Annotated in this window: 20 protein-coding genes and 1 pseudogene; 12 read left to right on the top strand and 9 right to left on the bottom strand. The window is 54.2% G+C overall.

Translation table 11 applies throughout. The features are described from left to right. Positions 1 to 447 precede the first annotated feature (447 nt). On the top strand, positions 448 to 1,797 hold the full coding sequence (gene ghxP / locus GFB57_RS02715; protein WP_003031735.1) for a guanine/hypoxanthine transporter GhxP: 1,350 nt from the start codon (positions 448 to 450) through the stop codon (positions 1,795 to 1,797). A 157-nt stretch (positions 1,798 to 1,954) separates the two neighbouring features. Further along, a complete protein-coding gene (locus tag GFB57_RS02710) occupies positions 1,955 to 3,601 on the top strand; it encodes a Na+/H+ antiporter (protein ID WP_003031737.1) in 1,647 nt (548 codons plus the stop codon). Positions 3,602 to 3,684: 83 nt separating this feature from the next. On the opposite strand, the gene GFB57_RS02705 is transcribed toward GFB57_RS02710, so the two are convergent. Next, positions 3,685 to 4,575 (bottom strand): LysR family transcriptional regulator, encoded by an 891-nt coding sequence (locus tag GFB57_RS02705; protein WP_003031740.1) that lies wholly within the window; start codon positions 4,573 to 4,575, stop codon positions 3,685 to 3,687. A 101-nt stretch (positions 4,576 to 4,676) separates the two neighbouring features. Here GFB57_RS02705 and GFB57_RS02700 point away from each other — a divergent pair, with 101 nt between their 5' ends. Next, a complete protein-coding gene (locus tag GFB57_RS02700; protein WP_003031742.1) occupies positions 4,677 to 5,087 on the top strand; it encodes a CidA/LrgA family protein in 411 nt (136 codons plus the stop codon). After that, positions 5,080 to 5,769 carry an LrgB family protein gene (locus GFB57_RS02695; RefSeq protein ID WP_003031745.1) on the top strand — a complete coding sequence of 230 codons (690 nt, stop codon included), beginning with the start codon at positions 5,080 to 5,082 and terminating at the stop codon, positions 5,767 to 5,769. The genes GFB57_RS02700 and GFB57_RS02695 overlap by 8 nt, the downstream gene beginning before the upstream one ends. Before the next feature lie 45 nt (positions 5,770 to 5,814). On the opposite strand, the gene actP is transcribed toward GFB57_RS02695, so the two are convergent. The 3 genes from actP to acs all read right to left on the bottom strand — a co-directional run bounded on the left by actP (position 5,815) and on the right by acs (position 9,970). Next, complete coding sequence (gene actP / locus GFB57_RS02690) at positions 5,815 to 7,464, bottom strand: cation/acetate symporter ActP (RefSeq protein WP_003031747.1); 1,650 nt, start codon at positions 7,462 to 7,464, stop codon at positions 5,815 to 5,817. Then, positions 7,461 to 7,775 (bottom strand): DUF485 domain-containing protein, encoded by a 315-nt coding sequence (locus GFB57_RS02685; protein WP_003031750.1) that lies wholly within the window; start codon positions 7,773 to 7,775, stop codon positions 7,461 to 7,463. Before GFB57_RS02685 ends, actP begins: the two co-directional genes overlap by 4 nt. 236 nt (positions 7,776 to 8,011) lie before the next feature. Further along, on the bottom strand, positions 8,012 to 9,970 hold the full coding sequence (gene acs, locus GFB57_RS02680; RefSeq protein WP_003031753.1) for an acetate--CoA ligase: 1,959 nt from the start codon (positions 9,968 to 9,970) through the stop codon (positions 8,012 to 8,014). 433 nt (positions 9,971 to 10,403) lie between these two features. Between acs and nrfA the strand changes: the two genes are divergently transcribed. The 7 genes and pseudogenes from nrfA to gltP all read left to right on the top strand — a co-directional run bounded on the left by nrfA (position 10,404) and on the right by gltP (position 18,576). Continuing rightward, the gene (gene nrfA / locus GFB57_RS02675; protein ID WP_003031755.1) at positions 10,404 to 11,840 is read left to right on the top strand and encodes an ammonia-forming nitrite reductase cytochrome c552 subunit; all 1,437 of its coding nucleotides are present in this window, start codon (positions 10,404 to 10,406) and stop codon (positions 11,838 to 11,840) included. Positions 11,841 to 11,884: 44 nt separating this feature from the next. Next, positions 11,885 to 12,451, top strand: coding sequence for a cytochrome c nitrite reductase pentaheme subunit (gene nrfB, locus GFB57_RS02670; protein WP_003031758.1), 567 nt, complete (start codon positions 11,885 to 11,887; stop codon positions 12,449 to 12,451). Next, positions 12,448 to 13,119 carry a cytochrome c nitrite reductase Fe-S protein gene (nrfC, locus tag GFB57_RS02665; protein ID WP_003031761.1) on the top strand — a complete coding sequence of 224 codons (672 nt, stop codon included), beginning with the start codon at positions 12,448 to 12,450 and terminating at the stop codon, positions 13,117 to 13,119. Before nrfB ends, nrfC begins: the two co-directional genes overlap by 4 nt. Then, complete coding sequence (gene nrfD / locus GFB57_RS02660) at positions 13,116 to 14,072, top strand: cytochrome c nitrite reductase subunit NrfD (protein WP_003031764.1); 957 nt, start codon at positions 13,116 to 13,118, stop codon at positions 14,070 to 14,072. Before nrfC ends, nrfD begins: the two co-directional genes overlap by 4 nt. Before the next feature lie 8 nt (positions 14,073 to 14,080). Further along, positions 14,081 to 16,307, top strand: a pseudogene (nrfF, locus tag GFB57_RS02655) (heme lyase NrfEFG subunit NrfF). Beyond that, positions 16,307 to 16,918 carry a heme lyase NrfEFG subunit NrfG gene (nrfG, locus tag GFB57_RS02650; protein WP_003031771.1) on the top strand — a complete coding sequence of 204 codons (612 nt, stop codon included), beginning with the start codon at positions 16,307 to 16,309 and terminating at the stop codon, positions 16,916 to 16,918. Before nrfF ends, nrfG begins: the two are co-directional and overlap by 1 nt. Positions 16,919 to 17,262: 344 nt before the next feature. Further along, positions 17,263 to 18,576 carry a glutamate/aspartate:proton symporter GltP gene (gene gltP, locus GFB57_RS02645; RefSeq protein ID WP_003031773.1) on the top strand — a complete coding sequence of 438 codons (1,314 nt, stop codon included), beginning with the start codon at positions 17,263 to 17,265 and terminating at the stop codon, positions 18,574 to 18,576. A gap of 104 nt (positions 18,577 to 18,680) precedes the next feature. Here gltP and yjcO read toward each other — a convergent pair whose 3' ends face one another. Together yjcO and fdhF are read right to left on the bottom strand one after the other, a co-directional pair. Beyond that, complete coding sequence (gene yjcO / locus GFB57_RS02640; protein ID WP_003031775.1) at positions 18,681 to 19,370, bottom strand: Sel1 family TPR-like repeat protein YjcO; 690 nt, start codon at positions 19,368 to 19,370, stop codon at positions 18,681 to 18,683. A gap of 103 nt (positions 19,371 to 19,473) precedes the next feature. Beyond that, entirely contained in the window at positions 19,474 to 21,621 is a 2,148-nt protein-coding gene (gene fdhF / locus GFB57_RS02635) for a formate dehydrogenase subunit alpha (protein ID WP_080602221.1), read from the bottom strand. 287 nt (positions 21,622 to 21,908) lie between these two features. Between fdhF and GFB57_RS02630 the strand changes: the two genes are divergently transcribed. Beyond that, a complete protein-coding gene (locus GFB57_RS02630) occupies positions 21,909 to 22,640 on the top strand; it encodes a response regulator transcription factor (RefSeq protein ID WP_003031783.1) in 732 nt (243 codons plus the stop codon). A 48-nt stretch (positions 22,641 to 22,688) separates the two neighbouring features. Here the strand turns inward: GFB57_RS02630 and GFB57_RS02625 are convergent, their stop codons facing one another. From GFB57_RS02625 to GFB57_RS02615, 3 genes are read right to left on the bottom strand one after another with little or no spacing between them, the layout of a single operon-like run. Continuing rightward, entirely contained in the window at positions 22,689 to 23,693 is a 1,005-nt protein-coding gene (locus GFB57_RS02625; protein WP_085952516.1) for a carbohydrate kinase family protein, read from the bottom strand. Next, the gene (locus tag GFB57_RS02620) at positions 23,690 to 24,550 is read right to left on the bottom strand and encodes a ketose 1,6-bisphosphate aldolase (RefSeq protein WP_003031787.1); all 861 of its coding nucleotides are present in this window, start codon (positions 24,548 to 24,550) and stop codon (positions 23,690 to 23,692) included. Before GFB57_RS02620 ends, GFB57_RS02625 begins: the two co-directional genes overlap by 4 nt. A 14-nt stretch (positions 24,551 to 24,564) precedes the next feature. Continuing rightward, entirely contained in the window at positions 24,565 to 25,248 is a 684-nt protein-coding gene (locus tag GFB57_RS02615; protein ID WP_003031789.1) for a D-lyxose/D-mannose family sugar isomerase, read from the bottom strand. Positions 25,249 to 25,796 lie beyond the last annotated feature (548 nt).

Genomic DNA, 25,796 nt, shown 5'->3' with positions numbered 1-25,796 from the left:
CGGTCTGTGTTGATAATGTAAGTGTAAGCTACCTCCCTCCATTTGCCAGTGAAACGATGATTTTTTAGCCAAAAAATTTACCGCATCTTCATCGGTTTTCTTGCGCGAGTTTGCGCGAAAAATAAGAACGATTGTTGCGACAATCTGGCGAAATTTGTTACCAGATTGCGCATTGACGATAACGTTTGCGCATCGACTGGTTGTTTATTGTGCGTTATAAGAAGAAATGAGTAAAAAGCGGCAAAGTTCAGTTGAAAACCGGCGTATGATCGCTGGATAATCGTTTGCTTTTTTTTACCACCCGTTTTTTATGCGCGGAGCTAAACGTTTGCTTTTTTGCGACACCCCTAATGACGCAAACCTGGCACATGGAGAAAACGTTTAGCAGGCAGTGGATTGTCCAGCACGCATAATGACGAAAAAATAAACTCTCAGGGGATGTTTTCTATGTCTACGCCTTCAGCGCGTACCGGCGGTTCACTCGACGCCTGGTTTAAAATTTCGCTTCGCGGCAGTACCGTTCGTCAGGAAGTCGTTGCCGGATTAACGACGTTCCTCGCCATGGTTTACTCCGTTATTGTGGTTCCAGGGATGCTGGGTAAAGCCGGATTCCCGCCTGCCGCTGTATTTGTGGCAACCTGCCTGGTCGCGGGCGTCGGTTCTATTGTCATGGGCCTGTGGGCAAATCTGCCGCTGGCGATTGGTTGCGCCATTTCTCTGACGGCGTTTACCGCATTCAGCCTGGTATTGGGACAACATATCAGCGTGCCCGTTGCGCTGGGCGCGGTGTTCCTGATGGGGGTCCTGTTTACCATCATTTCCGCGACGGGTATTCGTAGCTGGATCCTGCGCAATCTGCCGCAGGGCGTTGCGCACGGTACGGGAATCGGTATCGGCCTGTTCCTGCTGCTGATTGCGGCAAACGGCGTTGGTCTGGTGATTAAGAATCCGCTGGACGGTCTGCCGGTTGCGCTGGGCGACTTCGATACCTTCCCGGTGATTATGTCGCTGGTTGGTCTGGCGGTGATTATTGGCCTCGAAAAACTGAAAGTACCGGGCGGCATCCTGCTGACTATTATCGGTATTTCCATTGTTGGCCTGATTTTCGACCCGGCCGTGCATTTCTCCGGTATTTTTGCCATGCCGTCTCTGAGCGACGAAAACGGCAACTCGCTGATCGGCAGCCTGGATATAATGGGCGCACTGAATCCTATCGTTCTGCCGAGCGTGCTGGCGCTGGTCATGACCGCCGTCTTCGATGCGACCGGCACCATCCGTGCCGTAGCCGGTCAGGCGAATTTGCTGGATAAAGACGGACAGATTATCGACGGCGGCAAAGCGCTGACCACCGACTCCCTGAGCAGCGTGTTCTCTGGTCTGGTGGGCGCTGCTCCTGCGGCGGTATACATTGAATCCGCAGCGGGTACGGCGGCAGGCGGTAAAACTGGCCTGACGGCGATCACCGTTGGCGTCCTGTTCCTGCTGATCCTGTTCCTCTCCCCGCTCTCTTATCTTGTACCGGTATACGCAACGGCGCCTGCACTGATGTATGTGGGCCTGTTGATGCTGAGCAACGTTGCGAAAATCGACTTTGCTGACTTTGTCGACGCAATGGCGGGTCTGGTAACGGCCGTATTTATCGTGCTGACCTGTAACATCGTTACCGGCATTATGATTGGCTTTGCTACCCTGGTGATTGGCCGTCTTGTCTCTGGTGAATGGCGCAAGCTGAACATCGGCACGGTGGTTATCGCTATCGCGCTGGTGGCCTTCTACGCGGGCGGCTGGGCTATCTGATTTTTATTCGATAAAGATCCTCAAAACGGGTGGCTTTGGCCGCCCGTTTTTATTTTCAGAACACACTCGTTGTCTTTTGCGTTACTCTCAATTAGATAGAATTGAGGCACGACGCCTCTCATCACCAATCATAAGAAACATCGCAAACAGGGAACGCATGGAAATCTTTTTCACCATACTCATCATGACCCTTGTGGTCTCGCTGTCGGGGGTATTTACTCGCGTATTGCCCTTCCAACTCCCTTTACCCCTAATGCAGATCGCCATCGGCGCCTTGCTGGCGTGGCCGACGTTTGGTTTGCATGTGGAATTCGATCCTGAGCTGTTTTTGGTGCTGTTCATCCCGCCGCTGCTCTTTGCCGATGGCTGGAAGACGCCAACGCGTGAGTTTCTCGAGCATGGGCGAGAGATCTTCGGCCTTGCGCTGGCGCTGGTGCTGGTCACGGTGGTCGGCATTGGATTTATGATTTACTGGCTGGTGCCGGGGATACCGCTTATCCCAGCCTTTGCGCTGGCCGCCGTCCTTTCGCCAACCGATGCTGTTGCCCTTTCCGGCATTGTGGGGGAGGGGCGCATACCGAAGAAAATCATGGGCATCCTGCAGGGCGAAGCGTTGATGAACGACGCCTCCGGTCTGGTCTCTCTGAAGTTTGCCGTCGCCGTGGCGATGGGGACGATGGTATTCACCGTTGGTGGCGCAACGCTTGAGTTCTTCAAAGTGGCGATTGGCGGCATCCTGGCTGGTTTTGTCGTCAGTTGGCTGTATGGGCGCTCCCTGCGCTTCCTCAGCCGCTGGGGCGGTGACGAGCCGGCAACGCAAATCGTCCTGCTGTTCCTGCTGCCGTTTGCGTCTTACCTGATTGCGGAACACATCGGCGTTTCCGGTATTCTCGCGGCGGTCGCTGCCGGGATGACGATCACCCGTTCCGGGGTGATGCGCCGCGCACCGCTGGCGATGCGTTTACGTGCTAACAGTACCTGGGCAATGCTGGAGTTTGTGTTTAACGGTATGGTCTTCTTATTGTTAGGGCTACAGTTACCGGGGATTCTGGAGTCTTCCTTAGCGGCGGCAGAGGTCGATCCGAACGTTGAAATCTGGATGCTGTTTACCGATATCGTGCTGATTTACGTGGCGCTGATGCTGGTACGTTTTGGCTGGCTGTGGACGATGAAAAAATTCAGTCTGCGCTTCCTGAAGAAAAAGCCGATGGAATTCGGATCCTGGACGACGCGTGAAATCCTGATTGCCTCCTTTGCCGGCGTGCGCGGGGCAATCACCCTCGCCGGTGTGCTCTCCATTCCACTGTTGTTACCGGATGGTAGCGGATTCCCGGCGCGATATGAGCTGATCTTCCTTGCCGCAGGCGTGATTCTGTTCTCGCTGTTTGTTGGCGTGGTGATGTTGCCGATTCTGCTACAACATCTGGAAGTGGCAGACCACTCGCAGCAGCAGAAAGAGGAACGTATTGCTCGCGCTGCCACGGCAGAAGTGGCGATTGTCGCGATCCAGAAAATGGAGGAGCGACTGGCCGCGGACACCGAAGAGAACATCGATAATCAGTTACTCACCGAGGTGAGTTCCCGCGTGATTGGTAACCTGCGTCGTCGCGCCGACGGACGCAACGATGTGGAAAGCTCGATGCAGGAAGAAAACCTCGAGCGACGTTTCCGCCTGGCAGCGTTGCGTTCAGAACGCGCAGAGCTTTATCACCTGCGCGCGACGCGGGAAATCAGCAATGAAACGCTGCAAAAGCTGCTGCACGATCTGGACTTGCTGGAAGCGCTGTTGATCGAGAACCAATAAACGAGAGTGCCTGATGCGCTACGCTTATCAGGCCTACAAAACCGATGTAGGCCGGATAAGGCGTTTGCGCTGCATCCGGCATTTTACGACGCTTGCGGTAGCCAAAACCCTTCACAGCATTTGAGCCACGCCTGAGCGCTGTGCGACAGATACACGCCTTCGCGCCAAATCATGCCCAATTGCCAGCGTAAATCACTCTCCAGAGGGATCCAGCGCAACGTTTGCTTATCCAGGCGCTGGCAAATCGGCTCCGGTAAAATGGCAATTCCGACTCCGGCTTGTACCATCGCAGCCAGAAAATCCCACTGCCCGCTGCGCACCGCGATGCGGGGCTTGACGTTGTGTTGGCTAAACAGCTCAAGCAATTGGCGGCTCAACGCGAAATCTTCGTTGTAGATCAGTAGCGGATGTTCCGCCAGTGCCTCGGGGGAAATGGATTCGCATGTTGTCCACTGACCGGAGCAGGGGACCAGCACGCAGAGCGGATGACTGAAAAGCGGTAAGGTCGCCAGACCACTCTCTTCTTCAACCGGCAGCGCGGTCATCGCAACATCCAGATCGCCGTTCATCACCGCCTGCTGGACGGTTAAGCCGCCAAATTCAGAGACCTTCAGCTCAACGCCGGGATAGCGCTGGCGAAACAGGCTGATGGGCCCGGCCATCAACATACCGACCATCGGCGGGATACCGAGGCGCAGCACACCCCTGTTGAGGTGATTAATGTCGCTAAGTTCGGCTTCAAGCTGGCGAAACTCAGCGAGGATCGCCAGGCCGCGTTCGAAAACGACCTGTCCGGTGTCGGTTAACAACAATCGCCGCCCGTCGCGGATGAGCAATGTGCAATTAAGCTCGTCTTCAAGGTTCTTCAACATCTTGCTGATGGTGGGCTGGGTGACAAAAAGCTTCTCCGCTGCGCGAGTAAAGCTCTGCTGACGAACCACCTCAACAAAATATCGCAGCGTTCTGATATCCATGATTATTCCTTAAGACTATGCCTGCAATGAGTTTAATTCATTTCAGTCCTGGACGGGGGCTCTCTATACTGGCGCTCTCTATTTTTTAAGGACATACCCTCATGGCTGTGGCGATAAGCCGCGTGACGCCTGCTGTTATTCATCGACTCCAGATCCCCGTTCAGGTTCTGTTGTACGCAGGTCTCTTTGTATTTGCTCAATATCTTGTCTCCTGGCTGCATCTGCCGCTTCCTGCCAACCTGGTAGGGATGGTGCTGATGCTGGCGTTAATTGTCTGCCGGGTTATCCCGCTGAACTGGATTCGCGCAGGTGCTCGCTGGTTACTGGCTGAAATGCTGCTGTTTTTTGTCCCGGCGGTGGTCGCCGTTGTGAATTACACGCAGCTGTTGCTGGTTGATGGCTGGCGTATATTTGCCGTCATTGCGATCAGTACGCTGATGGTGCTCGGCGCAACGGCGTGGGTGGTGGATAAAGTTTATCGCTATGAAATGAGCAGGTTAAACCGTGAGTAATTTTCAGCTAAGCGTGCTGTGTCTGGTGATTACGCTGGGTATCTACTTTGCTAATAAGCGTTTGTATCGCCGTTTTCGTAAATTACCGCTGATGCCATTAGTTCTCACCCCGGCCCTGCTGGTGCTGATGCTAGTCTTCGGCCATATCTCCTGGCAAAACTATATTGGTGAATCGCACTGGTTGCTGTGGCTGTTAGGACCGGCGACCATCGCCTTTGCCGTTCCGGTGTATGACAACCTTGCGGTGATTAAGCGTCACTGGATGTCGCTGACGGCGGGCGTGGTAACGGCAACGCTGGTGGCCGTTACCAGTTCCGTGTGGCTGGCGCGCCTGTTTATGTTGCCTGATGAGATCCAACGCAGTCTGGCGGTGCGTTCCGTCACCACGCCATTTGCGCTGGCAGCGGCAGAGCCATTGGGCGGGCAGCCGGACCTGGTGGCCTTGTTCGTGGTGGTGACCGGCGTATTCGGCATGGCGGTCGGCGATGTGCTGTTTTTACGCCTTTCCATTCGTGAAGGCATGGCGAAAGGCGCAGGATTTGGCGCCGCATCGCACGGGGCAGGCACGGCGCGCTCTTATGAGCTTGGTCAGCAAGAGGGCGTAGTTGCCAGCCTGGTGATGATGCTTTCCGGTGTGGTGATGGTATTGGTGGCGCCGCTGGTCGCGAGGCTGATGTTCTAAGAAAGGATGTAATCCTCCGGCCCGAAAGCCGGAGGAGAGGGGAGGTTAGTGCGCGCGACCTTGTTCTACGCCGTACCCGGTCTGGGAGCGGATGAACTGAGCACGGAACTGCTCGCGTTCGCGGTTGCCTTCTTCTGAGTTGTCGGTAGCAGAGAAGAACCAGATCCCGAGGAACGCTATGCTGATGGAGAACAGCGCTGGATATTCATACGGGAAAATGGCTTTTTCGTGACCGAGGATCTGGACCCAAATGGTTGGGCCGAGAATCATCAATACTACCGCTGTTAACAGACCTAACCAGCCACCCAGCATTGCGCCACGGGTGGTCAGACGCGACCAGTACATGGAAAGCAGGATGATCGGGAAGTTGCAGCTGGCCGCGATGGCGAACGCCAGACCCACCATGAAGGCGATGTTCTGGTTCTCAAACAGCACGCCGAGCAGGATGGCTATCACACCCAGTACCAGTACGGTGATTTTTGACACCTTCAGCTCTTCACGTTCGGTTGCGCCTTTGCGGAATACGTTGGCGTACAGGTCGTGAGAAACTGCCGAAGCACCCGCCAGCGTCAGCCCGGCAACCACCGCCAGGATGGTGGCAAACGCCACTGCAGAGATGAAGCCGAGGAACAGGTTACCGCCCACCGCATTCGCCAGGTGAACCGCCGCCATGTTGTTACCACCGATCAGTGCGCCTGCAGCATCTTTGTACTCTGGATTAGCGCCTACCAGCATGATCGCGCCAAAGCCGATAATAAAGGTCAGGATGTAGAAATAACCCATAAAGCCGGTGGCATAGAATACGCTCTTACGCGCTTCGCGGGCATCGCTGACCGTGAAGAAACGCATCAGAATATGCGGCAAACCTGCTGTACCGAACATCAATCCAAGACCTAACGACAGGGCGGATATCGGATCTTTTACCAGACCGCCCGGGCTCATAATCGCGGAGCCTTTTGGGTGTACTGCCATCGCTTCGGTGAACAGGTTGTTGAAGCTGAAGCCGACGTGCTTCATTACCATGAAGGCCATAAAGCTGGCGCCGAACAGCAGCAGAACAGCTTTAATGATCTGTACCCAGGTGGTTGCTAGCATGCCGCCAAACAGAACGTACATCATCATCAGTACGCCAACCAGTACGACGGCGATGTGATAGTTCAGACCAAACAGCAGCTCAATCAGTTTACCTGCGCCGACCATCTGGGCGATCAGATACAGCGCGACCACCACCAGGGAACCACAGGCCGACAGAATACGGATTGGACCCTGTTTCAGACGATAAGAAGCAACGTCAGCAAAGGTGTAACGACCGAGGTTACGCAAACGCTCAGCAATCAGGAACAGGATAATTGGCCAGCCGACCAGGAAGCCGAGTGAGTAAATCAGCCCGTCATAACCGGAGGTAAATACCAGCGCGGAAATTCCAAGGAACGATGCCGCCGACATATAGTCGCCCGCAATCGCCAGCCCGTTCTGGAAACCGGTGATGTTACCGCCGGCGGTGTAGTAGTCATTACGCGAACGTACGCGTTTAGACGCCCAGTAGGTAATGCCGAGCGTAAAGATGACGAAAATCAGGAACATAACAATCGCCTGCCAGTTGGTTGGCTGGCGTTGAACTGCACCGCTAATAGCATCCGCCGCGTTTGCGGCGAAGGGCAGTGTGGCGGCAAGCGCCGTCAGGACTCTCTTCATGATGCTTTAACCTCGTGCAAAACCGCATTGTTCAGGCGATCAAATTCACCGTTTGCCCGCCAGATATAAATCCCGGTCAGAATGAAGGAGATAAGGATCACACCGACCCCAATCGGAATACCCCGGGTGACGCTGGTTCCCGCGTGGAGCGGCGTACCCAGCCAACCAGGCGCAAAGGCAATCAGTAAAATAAAGCTGATATAAACTGCCAGCATGATGATGGACAGAATGGTGGCAAACCGTTGCCGTTTTTCTACTAACTCCCTGAAACGCGCACTGTCTTCTATCCGCTGATAAATTTGGTCATTCATCACAGAGTTCTCCAGAGGCCCCCTTCGTTTTTCACGCCGCAGGTGCGTTGGCCGCACTCGCCCACCCCAGGCACATAGTGAACTATGCTCCTGGGGATGTGCTCGCTTGCCGCCTTCCTGCAACGCGAAATCCTTTGGGGGAGGGTTTTTATATTTCCCTCCCGGTCAGGGGAGGGGTAGGGATAGGATTTGTAGACCCGATAAGCTGCGCGCCATCGGGCATTTCACAGTTATGGTTATGATGGCATCGCGATGGCCTGCTTCTCTTCGAGCAGTTTCTCCACGACGCCAGGATCGGCGAGGGTCGAGGTATCGCCCAGATTGCTGGTATCGCCCGCCGCGATTTTACGCAGAATACGGCGCATGATTTTGCCGGAGCGGGTTTTCGGCAGTGAGTCGGTCCAGTGCAGCACGTCTGGCGTTGCCAGCGGGCCAATTTCTTTACGCACCCAGTTGCGAACCTCGGCGTACAACTCAGGTGACGGCTCTTCACCGTGATTCAGCGTGACGTAAGCGTAGATCGCCTGGCCTTTAATATTATGCGGAATCCCTACCACCGCGGCTTCGGCAATCTTCGGATGCGACACCAGCGCCGATTCGATTTCAGCTGTTCCCAGACGGTGGCCGGAGACGTTCAGCACATCGTCCACACGTCCGGTGATCCAGTAATAGCCATCTTCGTCACGGCGCGCGCCGTCGCCGCTGAAGTACATATTCTTGAAGGTAGAGAAGTAGGTTTGCTCAAAGCGTTCGTGATCGCCAAACAGCGTTCTCGCCTGGCCCGGCCACGAGTCGGTAATCACCAGATTGCCTTCGGTCGCGCCTTCCAGCGGATTACCTTCGTTATCGACAATCGCAGGCTGTACGCCAAAGAATGGACGGGTTGCAGAACCGGCTTTCAGTTCGGTGGCGCCCGGCAGCGGGGTGATCATGAATCCACCGGTTTCAGTCTGCCACCAGGTATCGACGACCGGGCATTTTTCGTTGCCGATCTTCTTCCAGTACCACTCCCATGCTTCCGGGTTGATCGGCTCGCCAACTGAACCCAGGATACGCAGTGACGAACGGTCAGTGCCTTCAATCGCTTTATCGCCTTCCGCCATCAGGGCGCGAATGGCGGTCGGTGCGGTATACAGAATATTGACCTGATGCTTGTCCACAACCTGCGACATACGCGCCGGGGTAGGCCAGTTTGGCACGCCTTCGAACATCAGCGTGGTTGCGCCGCAGGCCAGCGGACCGTACAGCAGGTAGCTGTGCCCGGTTACCCAGCCTACGTCAGCGGTACACCAATAAATATCGCCCTGATGGTAGTCAAACACGTACTTAAAGGTGGTGGCGGCGTAGACCAGATACCCGCCGGTAGTGTGCAGTACGCCTTTCGGCTTACCGGTTGAGCCAGAGGTATACAGGATAAACAGCGGATCTTCCGCGTTCATCTCTTCCGGCTGGTGTTCTGAGCTGGCCTTCTCGATAAGATCGGACCACCACAGGTCGCGACCTTCCTGCCATTCCGTTTTTCCACCGGTACGTTTGAGAACGACTACATGTTCAACGGTTTTCACATTTGGATTTTTCAGCGCATCATCCACGTTCTTTTTCAGTGGGATAGCGCGCCCGGCGCGTACGCCTTCGTCGGCGGTGATCACCAGGCGTGAATTGGAGTCGATAATACGTCCGGCGACGGCTTCCGGTGAGAAACCACCGAAGATGACCGAATGCACCGCGCCAATACGGGCACAGGCCAGCATGGCGACCGCAGCTTCCGGCACCATCGGCATATAAATGGCCACCACGTCACCTTTTTTAATGCCTAAATCCAGTAGCGTATTGGCGAAACGGCAGACATCGCGATGCAACTCGCGATAGGTAATGTTTTTGCTTTGGGTTGCGTCATCGCCTTCCCAGATGATGGCGGTACGATCGCCGTTTGTCTGCAGGTGGCGGTCAAGACAGTTTGCGGCCAGATTCAGGGTGCCGTCTTCGTACCATTTAATCGACACGTTGCCTGGTGCGAAGGAAGTGTTCTTCACCTGGCTGTACGGCTTGATCCAATCAATAATTTTTCCCTGTTCGCCCCAAAATGTGTCGGGTTCGTTAACGGATTGCTGGTATTTCTCTGCGTACTGCTCCGGATTTATCAGGCAACGATCCGCAATGTTTGCGGGAATAGCGTGTTTATGTATTTGGCTCATGGCTTTTGTTCTCCTTGTAGGATGTTAATAATATGTCTCATAAACGTTAAATGTAGGGGCTTTGAGAGTTTTGTTTAGTATTTGCGCGGCAGATCACGCAATAAACGAATTGTGCAAATTAGCGACAAACTGAATTTTGAAGGGAGCTAGCAAAATTGACTAAATCTCGCGATAACATGTAGTTATCTAAAGGATTGTTGAAAAGGTGATCTGTATCTGAATTAGACAAAAGAGGGAGCAATTAAAGGGTGTCACTAACTCTAAAGTGGTATTTTACATACACTTACAATTGATTAAAGACAACATTTTCAGTGTGGTTTCTTGTTACAAATAGGGTGGAGCAATGTCATGACAGTATTCGTGTGGTTGCTGTTATGGAAAACAATAAAAGAACCGCCATTGCAGATAATGGCGTCATCTGGATGAGACCCCTATGGCAAGGATAAAATCACGCGTACGCCGTTTCTTCAGCCTGTTAGTACCTTTATTATTTATCTCTGCAGTTCACGCTGAACAAACCCCCGTACCCGCAAAAACCGTCACCGTTGAAGCGAAGAATGAAGTCTTCGCCCCTCAGCATCCCGATCAATATCTCTCCTGGAAAGCCACGTCTGAGCAATCAGCCCGTGAAGATGCGCTGGCAGAAGATCCTCGTCTGGTGATCCTGTGGGCGGGATATCCCTTCTCGCGCGATTACAACAAACCGCGCGGGCACGCGTATGCAGTGACCGATGTTCGTGAAACCTTACGTACCGGCGCACCCAAAACGGCAGAAGATGGTCCGTTGCCGATGGCCTGCTGGAGCTGTAAAAGCCCGGATGTGGCGCGTCTGATCCAGAAAGACGGTGAAGATGGCTACTTCCACGGTAAATGGGCGCGCGGCGGTCCTGAAATTGTTAATAATCTTGGTTGCGGCGATTGCCATAACACCGCGTCACCAGACTTTGCCAAAGGCAAGCCAGAACTGACGCTGTCGCGTCCTTATGCTGAACGCGCGATGGAAACAATCGGTAAACCGTTTGAGAAAGCCGGTCGCTTTGACCAGCAATCCATGGTCTGCGGCCAGTGCCACGTGGAATATTACTTCGACGGTAAAAACAAAGCCGTTAAGTTCCCGTGGGACGACGGCATGAAAGTCGAGAACATGGAGAAGTACTACGACACCATCGCCTTCTCTGACTGGACCAACTCCCTGTCTAAAACCCCGATGCTGAAAGCGCAGCACCCGGAGTATGAAACCTGGAGCGCAGGCATTCACGGCAAGAACAATGTGACCTGTATCGACTGCCACATGCCGAAAGTGCAGAACGCGGAAGGCAAGATTTACACCGACCATAAGATTGGTAATCCGTTCGATAATTTCGCTCAGACCTGTGCGAACTGCCACACCCAGGACAAAGCGTCCCTGCAAAAAGTGGTCGCCGAGCGTAAACAGGCCATTCATGACCTGAAAATCAAAGTTGAAGACCAGCTTGTTCGTGCGCACTTCGAAGCGAAAGCCGCATGGGATGCGGGTGCGACCGAAGCGGAAATGAAGCCGATTCTGGAAGATATCCGTCACGCGCAATGGCGTTGGGACCTGTCTATCGCCTCACACGGTATTCACATGCACGCCCCGGAAGAAGGTCTGCGGATGCTGGGTAGCGCAATGGATAAAGCCGCTGACGCACGTACCAAACTGGTCCGTCTGCTGGCGACCAAAGGCATCACGCATGAAATCCCGTTACCGGATATCTCTACCAAAGAGAAAGCCCAGGCGGCGATTGGTCTGAACATGCAGCAAATCAATGCTGAGAAGCAGGACTTCATCAAAACGGTGATTCCGCAGTGGGAAGAACAGGCGCGTAAAAACGGTCTGTTAAGCCAATAACCCCATTTCGCCCCGCAAGGGGCGGATAACTCAACGGAGTGAATATGAGCGTATTACGTTCGTTATTAACTGCTGGGGTGCTGGCGTCAGGCTTGTTATGGAGCCTGAGTGGAATCACTGCCACGCCAACGCCGCAGGAGTCGGATCAACGCTGGACGGTTACCCAACAGCGTAATCCGGATGCCGCCTGTCTGGACTGTCACAAGCCGGATACCGAAGGCATGCATGGTAAGCATGCGGAAGCCATCAACCCGAATAACAAACTGCCTGTCACCTGCACCAATTGTCACGGCCAGCCGTCACCGAACCACCGCGAAGGGGTGAAAGATGTGATGCGCTTTAATGAGCCGATGTACAACGTGGAGCAGCAGAACAGTGTCTGTATGTCCTGTCACCTGCCTGAGCAGTTGCAAAAAGCGTTCTGGCCGCACGATGTCCACGTAACCAAAGTGGCGTGTGCCAGCTGTCACTCACTGCATCCGAAGCAAGACACGATGCAGACGCTGAGCGATAAAGGACGGATCAAGATTTGCGTCGATTGCCACAGCGATCAGCGTAACAATCCGAACTTTAATCCGGCGTCGGTTCCGTTGCTTAAGGAGCATCCATGAGTTGCTCTCGTCGCCAGTTTATCACCGGCGTCGGCGCGCTGGTGGCAGTGAGCGGGACGGCGGGGCGCGTTGTGGCGAAGACGCTGAACATCAATGGCGTGCGTTACGGTATGGTTCATGATGAGTCTTTATGCATTGGCTGTACGGCCTGCATGGATGCTTGTCGGGAAGTTAACAACGTGCCGGAAGGCGTATCGCGTCTGACGATTATCCGCAGTGAGCCGCAAGGGACATTTCCTGATGTGAAGTATCGCTTCTTCCGTCACTCGTGCCAGCATTGCGACCACGCTCCCTGCGTTGACGTCTGCCCGACGGGGGCATCGTATCGCGATGCCGCCAGCGGCATTGTGGATGTGAACCCGGACCTTTGCGTTGGCTGCCAGTACTGTATCGCCGCGTGTCCTTATCGCGTGCGCTTTATCCATCCGGTGAGCAAAACGGCGGATAAATGTGATTTCTGCCGGAAAACCAACCTGAAAGCGGGCAAACAGCCTGCCTGCGTTGAGTCATGCCCGACGAAGGCGCTGACGTTTGGTAATCTGGACGATCCCAACAGCGATATATCCCGTTTGTTGCAGCAGAAAACTACCTACCGTTACAAACTGGCGTTGGGTACAAAACCGAAGGTCTACCGCGTTCCCTTTAAATTTGGGGAGGTGAGCCAATGACATCCGCTTCTGCATTTCATTTTGAATCACTGGTGTGGGACTGGCCCATTGCCATCTATCTGTTCCTGATAGGTATCTCTGCCGGACTGGTCACGTTGGCGATTCTGCTGCGTCGCTTCCATCCGGAGGCGGGCGGTTCAGACAGCACGCTGCTGCGCACCACGCTGGTGTTAGGGCCGGGGGCAATTATCCTCGGTTTGCTGATTCTGGTGTTCCACCTGACGCGTCCATGGACTTTCTGGAAACTGATGTTCCACTACAGCTTCACTTCGGTGATGTCGATGGGGGTCATGCTGTTCCAGTTGTACATGGTGGTGTTAGTGCTGTGGCTGGCAAAAATCTTTGAAAAAGAGGTGATTGCCCTGCAACAGCGGTTCGTGCCGCGACTGACGATTGTGTCAAAACTCCTGACGCTAATCACGCCGTTCCATCGCGCGCTGGAGACATTGATGCTGGTGCTGGCGGTTCTGCTCGGGGCGTATACCGGGTTCCTGCTGTCGGCGCTGAAATCCTACCCGTTCCTGAATAACCCGATCCTGCCGGTGCTGTTCCTGTTCTCCGGGATCTCCTCCGGTGCGGCGGTGGCACTGATCGCCATGGCGTTACGTCATCGTAGCAATCCGCACAGTACGGAAGCGCACTTTGTGCATCGCATGGAAGTCCCGGTCGTATGGCTGGAGATCTTCCTGCTGGCGGCGTTCTTTGTTGGTCTGGCGCTGGGCGATGACGGCAAAATGCGTGCGCTGGCGGCGGCACTGGGCGGCGGATTCTGGACCTGGTGGTTCTGGCTTGGCGTGGCCGGGCTTGGGTTGATACTGCCGATGCTGCTAAAACCCTGGGCCAACCGCAGTTCGACGTTTCATGGCGTGCTGGCAGTGTGCGGTGCCAGCCTGACCGGCGTACTGCTGCTGCGCTTTTTTATCCTCTATGCGGGTCAGCTAACCGTTGCGTAAGGTGATATCTGGACGTTCTCCTTCCTGAAGCCGGTTTTCTGGCGCTGTTATTAAGCCTCGGGGTCAACGTGTTGACCCCGCTTGCCGTGTTGGTAGGTGTCCGGCAGCGCTGGCAAGGGGTGATGCGCCTGGCAAGCGTGGGCGTGTGGACGCAATTTGCCCTGCTGCTACTGGCCTTTACCATTCTGGTATTCTGCTTTTTGACCAGCGATTTTTCGGTGGTCTACGTTGCCCAGCACAGCTACAGCCTGCTGCCGTGGGGATTAAAACTGGCGGCGGTGTGGGGCGGTCATGAAGGATCGCTGCTGCTGTGGGTGCTGTTTCTTTCAGCCTGGAGCGCGCTGTTTGCTCTTCGCTATCGGCGTAATACCAACGCGCTGTTTCCGCTGACGCTCTGCGTCCTTTCAATGATAACGGCCCTGCTGCTGCTGTTTGTGGTGGTATGGTCCGATCCGTTCGTGCGTATCTTTCCGCCAGCCATTGAAGGGCGCGACCTTAACCCGATGCTGCAACATCTCGGGTTAATCCTCCATCCACCGCTGCTGTACCTGGGTTACGGTGGTTTGATGGTGGCGGCAGGCGTGGCGCTGGCCTCGCTGCTGCGCGGTGACTTTAATGCGCAGAGCGCCTGGGTGTGCTGGCGCTGGGCCTTGCCCGGCTGGTGCGCGCTGACGCTGGGGATTATCCTCGGCTCCTGGTGGGCCTACTGCGAGTTGGGCTGGGGCGGCTGGTGGTTCTGGGACCCGGTAGAAAACGCTTCCTTATTACCCTGGCTTTCCGCCAGCGCGCTGCTACATAGCCTGTATATCACGCGCCAGCGCGGGATCTTCCGCCACTGGTCGCTGCTGCTGGCGATCGTCACGCTGATTTTATCGCTGCTGGGGACGCTGATTGTGCGTTCCGGCATTCTCGTTTCGGTGCATGCTTTCGCGCTGGATAACGTTCGTGCCGCGCCGCTGTTTGCGCTGTTTACCGTGTTGAGTCTGGCGTCGCTCGGGCTGTACGCCTGGCGGGGCCAGCAAGTCCGGCAGAATGCTCGTTTTGGCGGTTGGTCACGCGAGATGCTGATTCTGGTTGCGCTGCTTCTCTTTAGTGCAGTGCTGCTGATTGTGCTGATTGGCACGCTCTACCCGATGATTTACGGGCTGTTCGGCTGGGGGCGGCTTTCCGTGGGCGCACCGTACTTTAACCGCGCTACGCTGCCCTTTGGCCTACTGATGCTGCTGGTTATTGTGCTGGCAATGGTCAGAAGCCGCAAAGTGTCTTTCCGCATCCAACTTCCGGCACTGCTGGCGCATGCCGGAGTGCTGGTGTTTGCGGCGGGGATCGTCTTTTCCAGCGGGAGTCGTCAGGAGATAAGCCTGAACCTGAGCCCTGGGCAGCAGGTTGAACTGGCGGGTTACATTTTCCGTTTTGAGCGTCTCGACCTGGAAGCCAAAGGTAACTACACCAGTGAAAAAGCGCAGATCACGCTGTGGCACAATGAGAAACGCATTGGCAGCCTGCAACCTGAAAGGCGCTTCTATGCCGCGCGTCGTCAACAGATGATGGAGCCGGGGATCCGCTGGAACCTGATGCATGACTGGTATGCGGTAATGGGTGAAAAAACCGGACCAGACCGTTATGCCATGCGCTTGTACGTGCAGACCGGCGTGCGCTGGATTTGGGGTGGGGGACTATTAATGGTCTTTGGCGCGCTGCTGAGCGGATGGCGAGGGAGGAAGCGTGATGCGTAAATTAATCACAGCGTTGCCGGATGGCGGCGTAAACGCCTTATCCGGCCTACAAGGTGCGCAAACCGTAGGCCGGATAAGCGCAGCACCATCCGGCAGAAAGTTATTACTCCTAACGCTCGTCCTGTTTTTCATTACTTTCGCTACGCATGCCCAGGTTGTGGATACCTGGCGCTTTGAAAATCCGCAACAGCAGGAACAAGCGCTGTCTATTGCCAGCCAACTGCGTTGTCCACAGTGCCAAAACCAAAATTTGCTGGAATCCAATGCGCCGGTAGCGGTCAGTATGCGCCATCAGGTTTACAGCATGGTGGCGGAAGGGAAAAGTGAAGCCGAGATAACCACCTGGATGACCGAGCGTTACGGTGACTTCGTTCGTTATAATCCGCCGCTGAATGAACAAACGCTGCTGCTGTGGGCGTTGCCGTGCCTGTTGTTGTTGCTGGTAGGTGTAGTGGTCTGGCGAGTGAGAAGACGTCAGCATACGGAGGAAGGTGAATAATGAGCCAGTGCGAGCCGCTGTTACGCCCAATGCCCGTGAAGCGGTTGACCGCTGCGGTGGTACTGATGGTTGTGGCCTGCATTGGAGGTTACCTGTTGACGCCAAAATGGCAGGCGGTTCGTCAAGAGCAGACGCGACTGGCGGACCCTTTACATGCTTTCTCTGATGAAAATATTCAGGAAAAACAGTTGCTTTTGCTGCAATCGCAGATTCGAGCCAATCCACAGGACGGCGTGAAATGGGCGCAACTCGGGGAGTACTATCTTTGGCAAAACGCGTATCATAATGCGCTGCTGGCCTACGAGCAGGCGCTGCGTGTCGGCGGTGAAAATGCTGAGATCTATTCAGCGATGGCAACGGTATTGTATTACCAGGCCGGACAACATATGGCGCCGCCCACTCGCGAGATGATTGATAAGGCCTTGGCGCTGGACCCGGCAGAGGTCACCGCGCTGATGTTGTTAGCCTCAGATGCGTTTATGCAAGCAGACTACGCCCAGGCTATTTCAGTTTGGCAAAAAGTTATGGATTTAAACTCGCCGAGGGTGAACCGGGCACAGCTCGTTGACTCTATTAATATGGCGAAGTTGTTGCAGAATCGGCAAAAATAAATTTGTTTTATTTGTGATTTGTATCATTTTGCCTGTTTAAAAAACAGGCAAACGAACAGGTGAGCGAAAAAAACTCACGCTATGACTTCTTCATTTTTGAACATATTAAAATTCTTTTATAACAAAAAGTTATTCATCAATACCGCGATAAAATTGCATTTTTATGCATAAATTCAGCCAAAAGCCCTGTTCTTAGAGGGTTGCGCGGAATGCCATGCAGATGATAATGATAATAAGCGTTAAAAAACTCCATAAACGAACGCAACACAATTCATACCCTTTCAGTATGTACTATTCCCACACACCGCATGTGGAATAGCGCTCCATCGAGGAAGTCCGTTGTTATGAAAAATTTGAAAGTCAGCCTGGCATGGCAGATTCTAATCGCCATGGTGCTGGGCATTCTGCTAGGGAGTTACCTGCATTACCATAGCGACAGCCGCGAATGGCTGGTGGTCAACCTGCTGTCTCCGGCGGGCGATATCTTTATCCATCTGATCAAAATGATCGTCGTGCCGATTGTTATCTCCACGCTGGTGGTTGGTATTGCCGGGGTGGGTGATGCAAAACAGCTGGGCCGTATTGGCGCCAAAACCATTCTCTATTTCGAAGTGATCACCACCGTAGCGATTATTCTTGGCATCACGCTGGCGAATGTTTTCCAGCCGGGTTCCGGGATTGATATGTCGCAACTGGCGACCGTGGATATTTCGAAATATCAAAATACCACCGCAGAAGTGCAGAGCCACGCGCATGGCCTGATGGGCACGATTGTGTCGCTGGTGCCGACTAATATCGTCGCGTCGATGGCGAAAGGCGATATGTTGCCGATTATCTTCTTCTCGGTGCTGTTTGGTTTAGGCTTGTCTTCACTACCAGCAACCCACCGCGAGCCGCTGGTGACTGTGTTCCGCTCGATTTCAGAAACCATGTTTAAAGTGACCCACATGGTGATGCGTTATGCGCCAGTCGGTGTTTTTGCGCTGATTGCTGTGACCGTCGCGAACTTCGGTTTTGCCTCACTGTGGCCGCTGGCGAAACTGGTGCTGTTGGTGCATTTTGCCATCCTGTTCTTCGCGCTGGTGGTGCTGGGGATTGTGGCGCGTATCTGCGGTTTGAGCATCTGGATCCTGATCCGCATTTTGAAAGATGAGCTGATTCTGGCTTACTCTACCGCCAGCTCCGAGAGCGTACTGCCGCGTATTATCGAGAAGATGGAAGCCTATGGCGCACCGGCTTCAATCACCAGCTTTGTGGTGCCGACCGGCTACTCATTCAACCTTGATGGTTCAACGCTGTACCAGAGTATTGCCGCGATCTTTATTGCGCAGCTGTATGGTATCGACCTGTCGCTGTGGCAGGAAATCGTATTAGTACTGACGCTAATGGTTACGTCGAAAGGGATTGCGGGCGTGCCGGGCGTCTCCTTCGTGGTACTGCTGGCTACGCTTGGCAGCGTCGGGATCCCGCTGGAAGGTCTGGCGTTTATCGCCGGTGTTGACCGTATCCTCGACATGGCGCGTACCGCGCTGAATGTAGTGGGGAATGCGCTGGCGGTGCTGGTTATCGCCAAGTGGGAGCACAAATTTGACCGCAAGAAGGCGCTGGCTTACGAGCGCGAGATGCTGGGTAAATTTGATAAGACCGCTAATCATTAATTAATGAAAGATTGCCGGATGGCGCTGCGCTTATCCGGCCTACGGAAGACGGTGAACTGTAGGCCGGACAAGGCGTTTATGCCGCCATCCGGCAATGCAAACCATTACCCGTTTGTTAACTTTTCAAACTCTTCGCAGCCGGTATCGAACCCTTCCATACAGCTCAGATTCAGCCAGTGCAGCGCCTTCTGTTTATTCTTCACGATAAAACCCTGCTCGCCGTTTAAGAACATCATTCCGGCCCAGTACTCGGAATAACCGGTGCGGGAGATGGCGGAGCTGCGTTTGAAATACCATGTCGCTTTTTCATCGTCTGCGGGGATCCCCACGCCGTTGGCGTAAATCAGCCCGAGCAGCATTTGCGCGTCGACGGCCGAGTCATTTTCCAGATCTTCAGAGGCGTTTTGCAGCAAGGTAATGGCTTTGGGGTAATCTGTGTGTCCTGCCTGGGTGTTGACCAGAATCCGCGCCAGGGTGAGTTCTCCTGCTTTACTGCCCGCTTTGGCTGCCTTTTCCGCCAGAGTTTTGGCCTGGGGGTAATCCAGACTGACCGGATTCGTAATTTTGATTTGCGCCAGGAGCGCGCAGGCGTCGGCATCGCCATTGTCGGCGGCTTTTTGCGCCCAATACTCGGCTTTGCTCAAATCGCCCGAACTGAACCAGGTATCGGCAAGAAAGTACTGTGCGCGACGGTCCCCTGCCTCAGCGGCCTGTAAGTACTGGCTTCCTGGCTCAGTATCACTGGCATGGGCAAAGAATGTCATAAAGAACATCAATGCAATGAGTTGTTTCATTTTGAGTTTTATTTAGGGTACGGAATGAACAGTATAAAGAGATCGTATGGATAAAAAAACAGCCTCCGGGCGGAGGCTGTTGCAGAACAGGTACGTAAACGGACTAACCCATCGCGCTTTCGCGCAGACTGGCTTTCAGCTTGTTGTACTCATCAATAACATACTGCTCGGCAGCGCGCTGATCGGCAATGCGTTCAACGTTAACGGCACAGTACTTATACTCTGGCGTTTTGGTAATCGGGCTTAAGTTCTCGGTTACCAGCTCATTACATGCGCCAATCCACCACTGGTAGGTCATGTAAATCGCGCCTTTGTTTGGACGATCGCTGACTGCCGCACGGGTAATGACCCGACCTTTACGCGAGTTAACCCACACCAGTTCTTCGTCCTGGATGCCCAGGCGTTCTGCGTCGGCGGTGTTGATCTGGGCATAGCCCGGTTCATCCGCCAGCGCGGCCAGCGCCGCACAGTTACCGGTCATCGAACGGCAAGAGTAGTGGCCGACTTCACGCACCGTAGACAGTACCATTGGGTACTCTGGGGTGAGTTTGTCGATTGGCGCTACCCAGTCGCAGGTGAAGAACTGCGCCAGGCCGTTCGGGGTGTCGAACTTCTCTTTGAAGAGATAAGACGTCCCTTGATCGGCTTCTGAGGTGTCGCGGCAAGGCCACTGGATATAACCCAGTTCGCCCATTTTCTCGTAAGTGGCACCGTAGAAATCCGGGCACAGATGACGCAACTCGTCCCAGATTTCCTGGGTGTTGTTGTAGTGCATCGGATAGCCCATACGGGTGGCGATTTCACTGATAATCTGCCAGTCCGTTTTCAGATCCCACTTCGGCTCAACGGCTTTAAAGAAGCGCTGGAAGCCACGGTCAGCCGCGGAGAATACGCCTTCATGCTCACCCCATGACGTAGACGGTAAAATAACGTCTGCGGCAGCGGCGGTTTTGGTCATGAAGATATCCTGCACGATGACCAGTTCCAGATCCTCAAAGCCTTTGCGCACTGCGGAGAGTTCAGCATCGGTCTGTAATGGATCTTCACCCATGATGTACGCCGCGCGTACTTCGCCATGCGCAGCACGGTGCGGCAGTTCGCTGATGCGATAACCGGTATGTGCAGGCAGACTTTCCACGCCCCAGGCTTTAGCGAATTTCTCGCGGTTTTCCGGGAACTTAACGTACTGATAGCCCGGATAGGTATCCGGCAGCGCACCCATGTCACATGCACCCTGAACGTTGTTCTGGCCACGAACCGGGTTAACGCCCACGCTTGGCTTACCGAGGTTGCCGGTCAGCATTGCGAGGCTGGTCAGTGAACGCACGGTTTCCACGCCCTGATAGAACTGGGTAACGCCCATGCCCCACAGGATAGCCGCGCTTTTTGCCGTGGCATACATACGTGCAGCCTGACGAATATCCTGCGCGCTAACGCCAGTGATATCTTCGACGGACTCCGGCGTGTAGCCTTCGACAATCTTGCTGTACTCTTCGAATCCTTCCGTACGGGAGGCGACGAACGCCTGGTCGTACAGTTTTTCTTCGATGATGACATGACCCATGGCGTTGAGCAGCGCGATGTTCGAGCCGTTTTTCAACGCGATGTGCATGTCGGCAATACGCGCGGTTTCAATTTTGCGCGGATCGCAGACGATGATTTTCGCCCCGTTACGTTTAGCGTTAATCACGTGATTCGCCACGATCGGGTGGGAATCCGCCGGGTTATACCCGAAGATGAACACTAAATCTGTGTTATCAATTTCATTGATAGCATTACTCATTGCGCCGTTACCGACCGATTGGTGCAGACCTGCAACCGATGGGCCGTGTCAGACGCGAGCGCAGCAGTCAACGTTATTGGTACCAATAACGGCGCGCGCGAATTTTTGCATTACATAGTTGGTTTCGTTACCCGTACCGCGAGATGAACCGGTCGTCTGAATAGCGTCCGGGCCATACTTCGCTTTGATGGCGCTCAGACGAGTGGCGACGTAATCAAGCGCTTCATCCCAGGAAACAGATTCCAGTTTGCCGCCACGCTGGCGACGGATCATTGGGGTTTTCAGACGAGGGGTCAGGATCTGGGTATCGTTGATAAAATCCCAGCCATAGTAGCCCTTCAGACACAGGGTACCCTGGTTGGTTTTCCCCTGCGCCGCTTCAGCCCGGACGATTTTGCCGTTATCGACCACCAGGTTGATTTTGCAACCTGATGCGCAATATGGGCAAACCGTGACGACTTTTTTCATCGGTCTCGCTCCAGTTAATCAAATCGCGCATACGCGCTGTCGCCCTCAGTATGCATCTTCTATGCCACTTTTTTATTGTGGGCATTCCCTGATATTACGGGTGATTTTTGGTCAAAACCCTGACGAAAAACAGGCTGTCGTCATATTTGACGTGTCGAATCTCCAATACGTGACTCCCCGGCAGTGTGACCGAGGTTATGTTTCCCACATATCCTTGTGCCTTATCGCTGTCACTCTGGGCAGAATCAATCACACTCATTTAAGTTGGCCAGAAATGGGGAAAAACAATGAAGCCAGCCATACTGGTTGTGGATGATGACGTGGCAGTCTGCTCGCTTTTACAGGATGTGCTGAACGAACACGTCTTTGCGGTGACCGCTTGTCACACCGGGCAGGAGGCGTTGCGCTGCATTGAGACTCAGCCGGAGATCGCGCTGGTATTGCTGGATATGATGTTGCCCGACATCAACGGTCTGATGGTGCTGCAGCAGGTGCAAAAGATGAGGCCCGGATTACCGGTGGTGATGCTGACCGGGCTTGGTAGCGAGTCGGATGTGGTGGTCGGGCTGGAAATGGGCGCTGACGACTATATCGGTAAACCGTTCAATGCGCGGGTGCTGGTGGCTCGGGTAAAGGCGGTGCTCAGACGCGTTGGCGTGTTAACGGCAGAAAGCGGCGGCCCACAGACCACGGGGCTTTCTTTCAATGGCTGGCATCTCGATACCGCCGGTTGCCAGCTTCGTAATCCTCAGCAATTGAAGGTGGACCTGACGCAGGGGGAATACAGCCTGCTGTTGGCGCTGGCCCAAAATGCCCGCCGGGTGCTGAGCCGGGAACAACTGCTGGAGCTGACGCGTAGCGACAGTGTTGAGGTGTTTGACCGCACCATTGACGTGTTAATCATGCGCTTGCGGCGAAAAATAGAGATTAACCCGCATCAACCGATGTTGATCAAAACCCTGCGCGGGTTGGGTTATGTGTTTGCCGCTGACGTGCAGCATCACGATAAGGCGGCGTGATCGTGTGCACTTGCCGGATGCGGTCGTAGGCCTGATAAGCGCAGCGCATCAGGCGTCAACCATTTCTGCTTTTAGCTCTGCCAGCGTCTTCGCGCCGTCTATCGCATTGGCGCACAGCAAGCTTGCCCGCGCACAGGCGTGTGCCAACCTGACGCTGTCCGTCAGCGACCAGCGCTCATGACAGCCATACAAAAATCCGGCGCAAAACGCATCACCCGCCCCGACGCTGCCAACGATCTCCTCCTGCGCCAGGTACTGCGACGGGATCCAGACGCCCGGCAGATCCGGCGCTTCACCCCAGGCACCTTCCGGACAGTGAATAACCACCCGCTGGCGTACGCCTGCATCCAATAATTCGCGCGCGGCGGTAGCGATATGCGGGATATGCAGCTCGCCGTTGGGCTGGCGGATCTCCAGCCCGCTAAATTCTCCGGCTTCCAGCTCGTTAATCACCAGATAGTCAAGATGGCGCAAGGCTGGCATCACCAGTGGTTGGTAGCGCGGGTCGCCCTTGCGTGAGACCAGATCCAACGACGTTTCAAAGCCGTTGTCGCGCATTTGCGCCAGCAGCCTTGCGCTACGCGTCCCGTACTCCTCATCCGGCATGTCCAGACTGTCGAGCAGCAGCAGATATCCCAGATGGAAGATTTTCATCGAGGTATCCAGTTGCTCAAAAGCGGGCAAATCCAGCAGTCTGTTGGCGCCCGGCGAGTGGAAAAAGGTGCGCTGACCGCTGGGATCGGTCATCACCTGCGACATTGACGTGGGCGCGAATGTCGTGCGCTGCACGTGTTGGCGATTAACGTGATACTGCTCCAGCATCGCCATGATGTAGTCGCCATCGCTGTCCTGACCGATTAACCCCACCGCCTGCAACGGCAGCCCAGTGTGCATTTTTGCCAGCGTCAGCAGCACATTAAGCGGCGCACCGCCCGTGGCGCGTTCGCTACGGGTGATTTCCGCCAACCAGCCGCGTTCCGGCCACTGCACAATTTGATGCACATGATCGACCAGCATGTTGCCTGCGGCGATAACGCCTTTGCGTTCCATCAGACCCGTCCCGCGCTGCCAAAAATGCGCATCTGTTCTGAAACGGTATCGGTAATGGCTTCCTCAATGCCGAGCAGCAGTTCGGCGAATTCGTCGTATAAGGGCTGACGATTCGCCATCCGCGTCTCCACTGCCGACAGCGCCGCCTGCGACATGCCGGTATAGAAGTTGATTTTGTGAATGCCGAGTTCAATTGCGCGCTTGAAATCGTCGTCGCTGATGCCGGAGCCACCGTGCAGTACCAGCGGGATTGCCGCCTGCTGGCGAATGGCGTCCAGACGCGGGAAGTCGAGCAGCGGTTCGCCTTTATATTTGCCGTGGGCATTGCCAATGGCGACCGCCAGCGCGTCAATCCCGGTTCTGTCAACGAAATCACGCGCCAGCATTGGGTCGGTAAACAGTGATTCGTCGGCATGACCGTACAGCGCACCGCCTTCATCGCCACCGACTGCGCCCAACTCAGCTTCCACCGACACGCCGACGGCGTGGCACATCTTTACCACTTCGCGGGTCTGACGGATATTTTCTTCGTACTCCAGCGTGGAGCCATCGAACATCACTGAGCTGAAACCTAAGCGTAACGCTCGCACCACCGACTCAAAGTGCAGGCCGTGGTCAAGATTCAGCACCACCGGAATGTCATGCCGCGCGGCTTCGAATTTGACCGCTTCGACCAGAGAATCCAGCGAGATATATTTAAAATGCACCTCGGCAATGTTGATAATAAACGGCGAACGTTCCTGCTTTGCCGCGGCAAACAACGCGCGCAGGAAATGTGAATCCAGAACGTTAAACGCCCCTAAGGCATAGCGGTGCTCGCGGGCATGGGCAAGGCCATCAGCGAGTGAGATCAACGGCATAATGTGCTCCTTGGTTAGCGGAACAGGCGATATTCGTTACACAGCACCAGCAGCGCCGGTTCGTCTTCTTCAATGTCGTTGTAGCGGGAAATCGGTTGCAGAAAATGGTTGTCGTGGTCGTCGTCATTAACAGAAGAGACCTCGCCAACCAGCACGTCACCAAAACCTTCTTCCGCCCAGAAGCTGTGATACAGGCCCGGCGGCAGGCAGATGCTTTCACCCGGCGTCAGGCGCAGTTGACTGCCTGCGGCATGGGTTTGCCGACAGCCGTCAATCACCACGCTAACGTCGCTGTCTTCCGTTTGCTCGCGGATCCCTGCATTCCACAGTTCTACAATGAGATTGCCGCCGCCGCGATTGATAATGTCTTCGCGTTTGCGCCAGTGAAAATGCATCGGCGTGACCTGTGCATCGCGAACATGCATGATTTTCTCGGCGTAGCATTTCTCGTAAGGCATGCCTTTCGGCGAACCATTACGCAGGGTGAACAGCGTTAATCCTTGCGCGGCGAAATTATTGCCGCCAAACGCAGTGACATCCCAACCGAGCTTAAGGTCGAACACTTCGCTCCAGGCAGCGGCATCAAGCTTGCGCCATTGGGTCGGGGGGAAGCTGGCAAAAGGGGGGAGATGCACGTCGTGCTGAGAGAAAAACTGGCGCGTGTGGCCAAGGATCTCGTTTATTGCGGAGCGTTTCATTGATTCTCCTGTGGCTGATAAGATGACCTTTATGCGGCCCTCTCTCAAAGGGAGAGGGAGAAAATCAAAAGCTTTCCCATGGATCAAATGGGATACCATCCGGTTACCTCTCCCTCACAGCAGAACAGGGAATCGTTATATTTTATTGTGTTTTTTTATGGGGTGGTGTGATTCATTCAATAAAATGATAAATGAAAAGAATATTTTCATAAATGTTATTGTAAATCATTGGGTTAATGCGTTCGTTTTTTTAGTCACATCTCAGTTTTCTGGAACCATTTGGATATGAACGCTGGATTGTTGCCTCGCGGTGAAAAAACGAATGCGGCGTTTTATAAATCTTTTTGTTAAAAAATCAATTTCATTGAATATAAAATCTCGCCAGTTAATCGTTTATTTATATTCCAGGGTTATATTACGTGTTTGACTAATAATAATTAAATCACTTCCAGATTTTTTCAATAAAAAATAACCTTTTTTAGTTATTATTGATATGCTGACTGGACTTTATTTCTTATGTATTACTTTCTTTTGGCAAGGGATGCGAT

The sequence above is a fragment of the Citrobacter sp. S39 genome, assembly GCF_009495675.1.
Taxonomy (GTDB): Bacteria; Pseudomonadota; Gammaproteobacteria; order Enterobacterales; family Enterobacteriaceae; genus Citrobacter; species Citrobacter freundii.
Note: the sequence above shows the minus strand (reverse complement) of the source record. Positions and strands in the feature narration are given on the sequence as shown.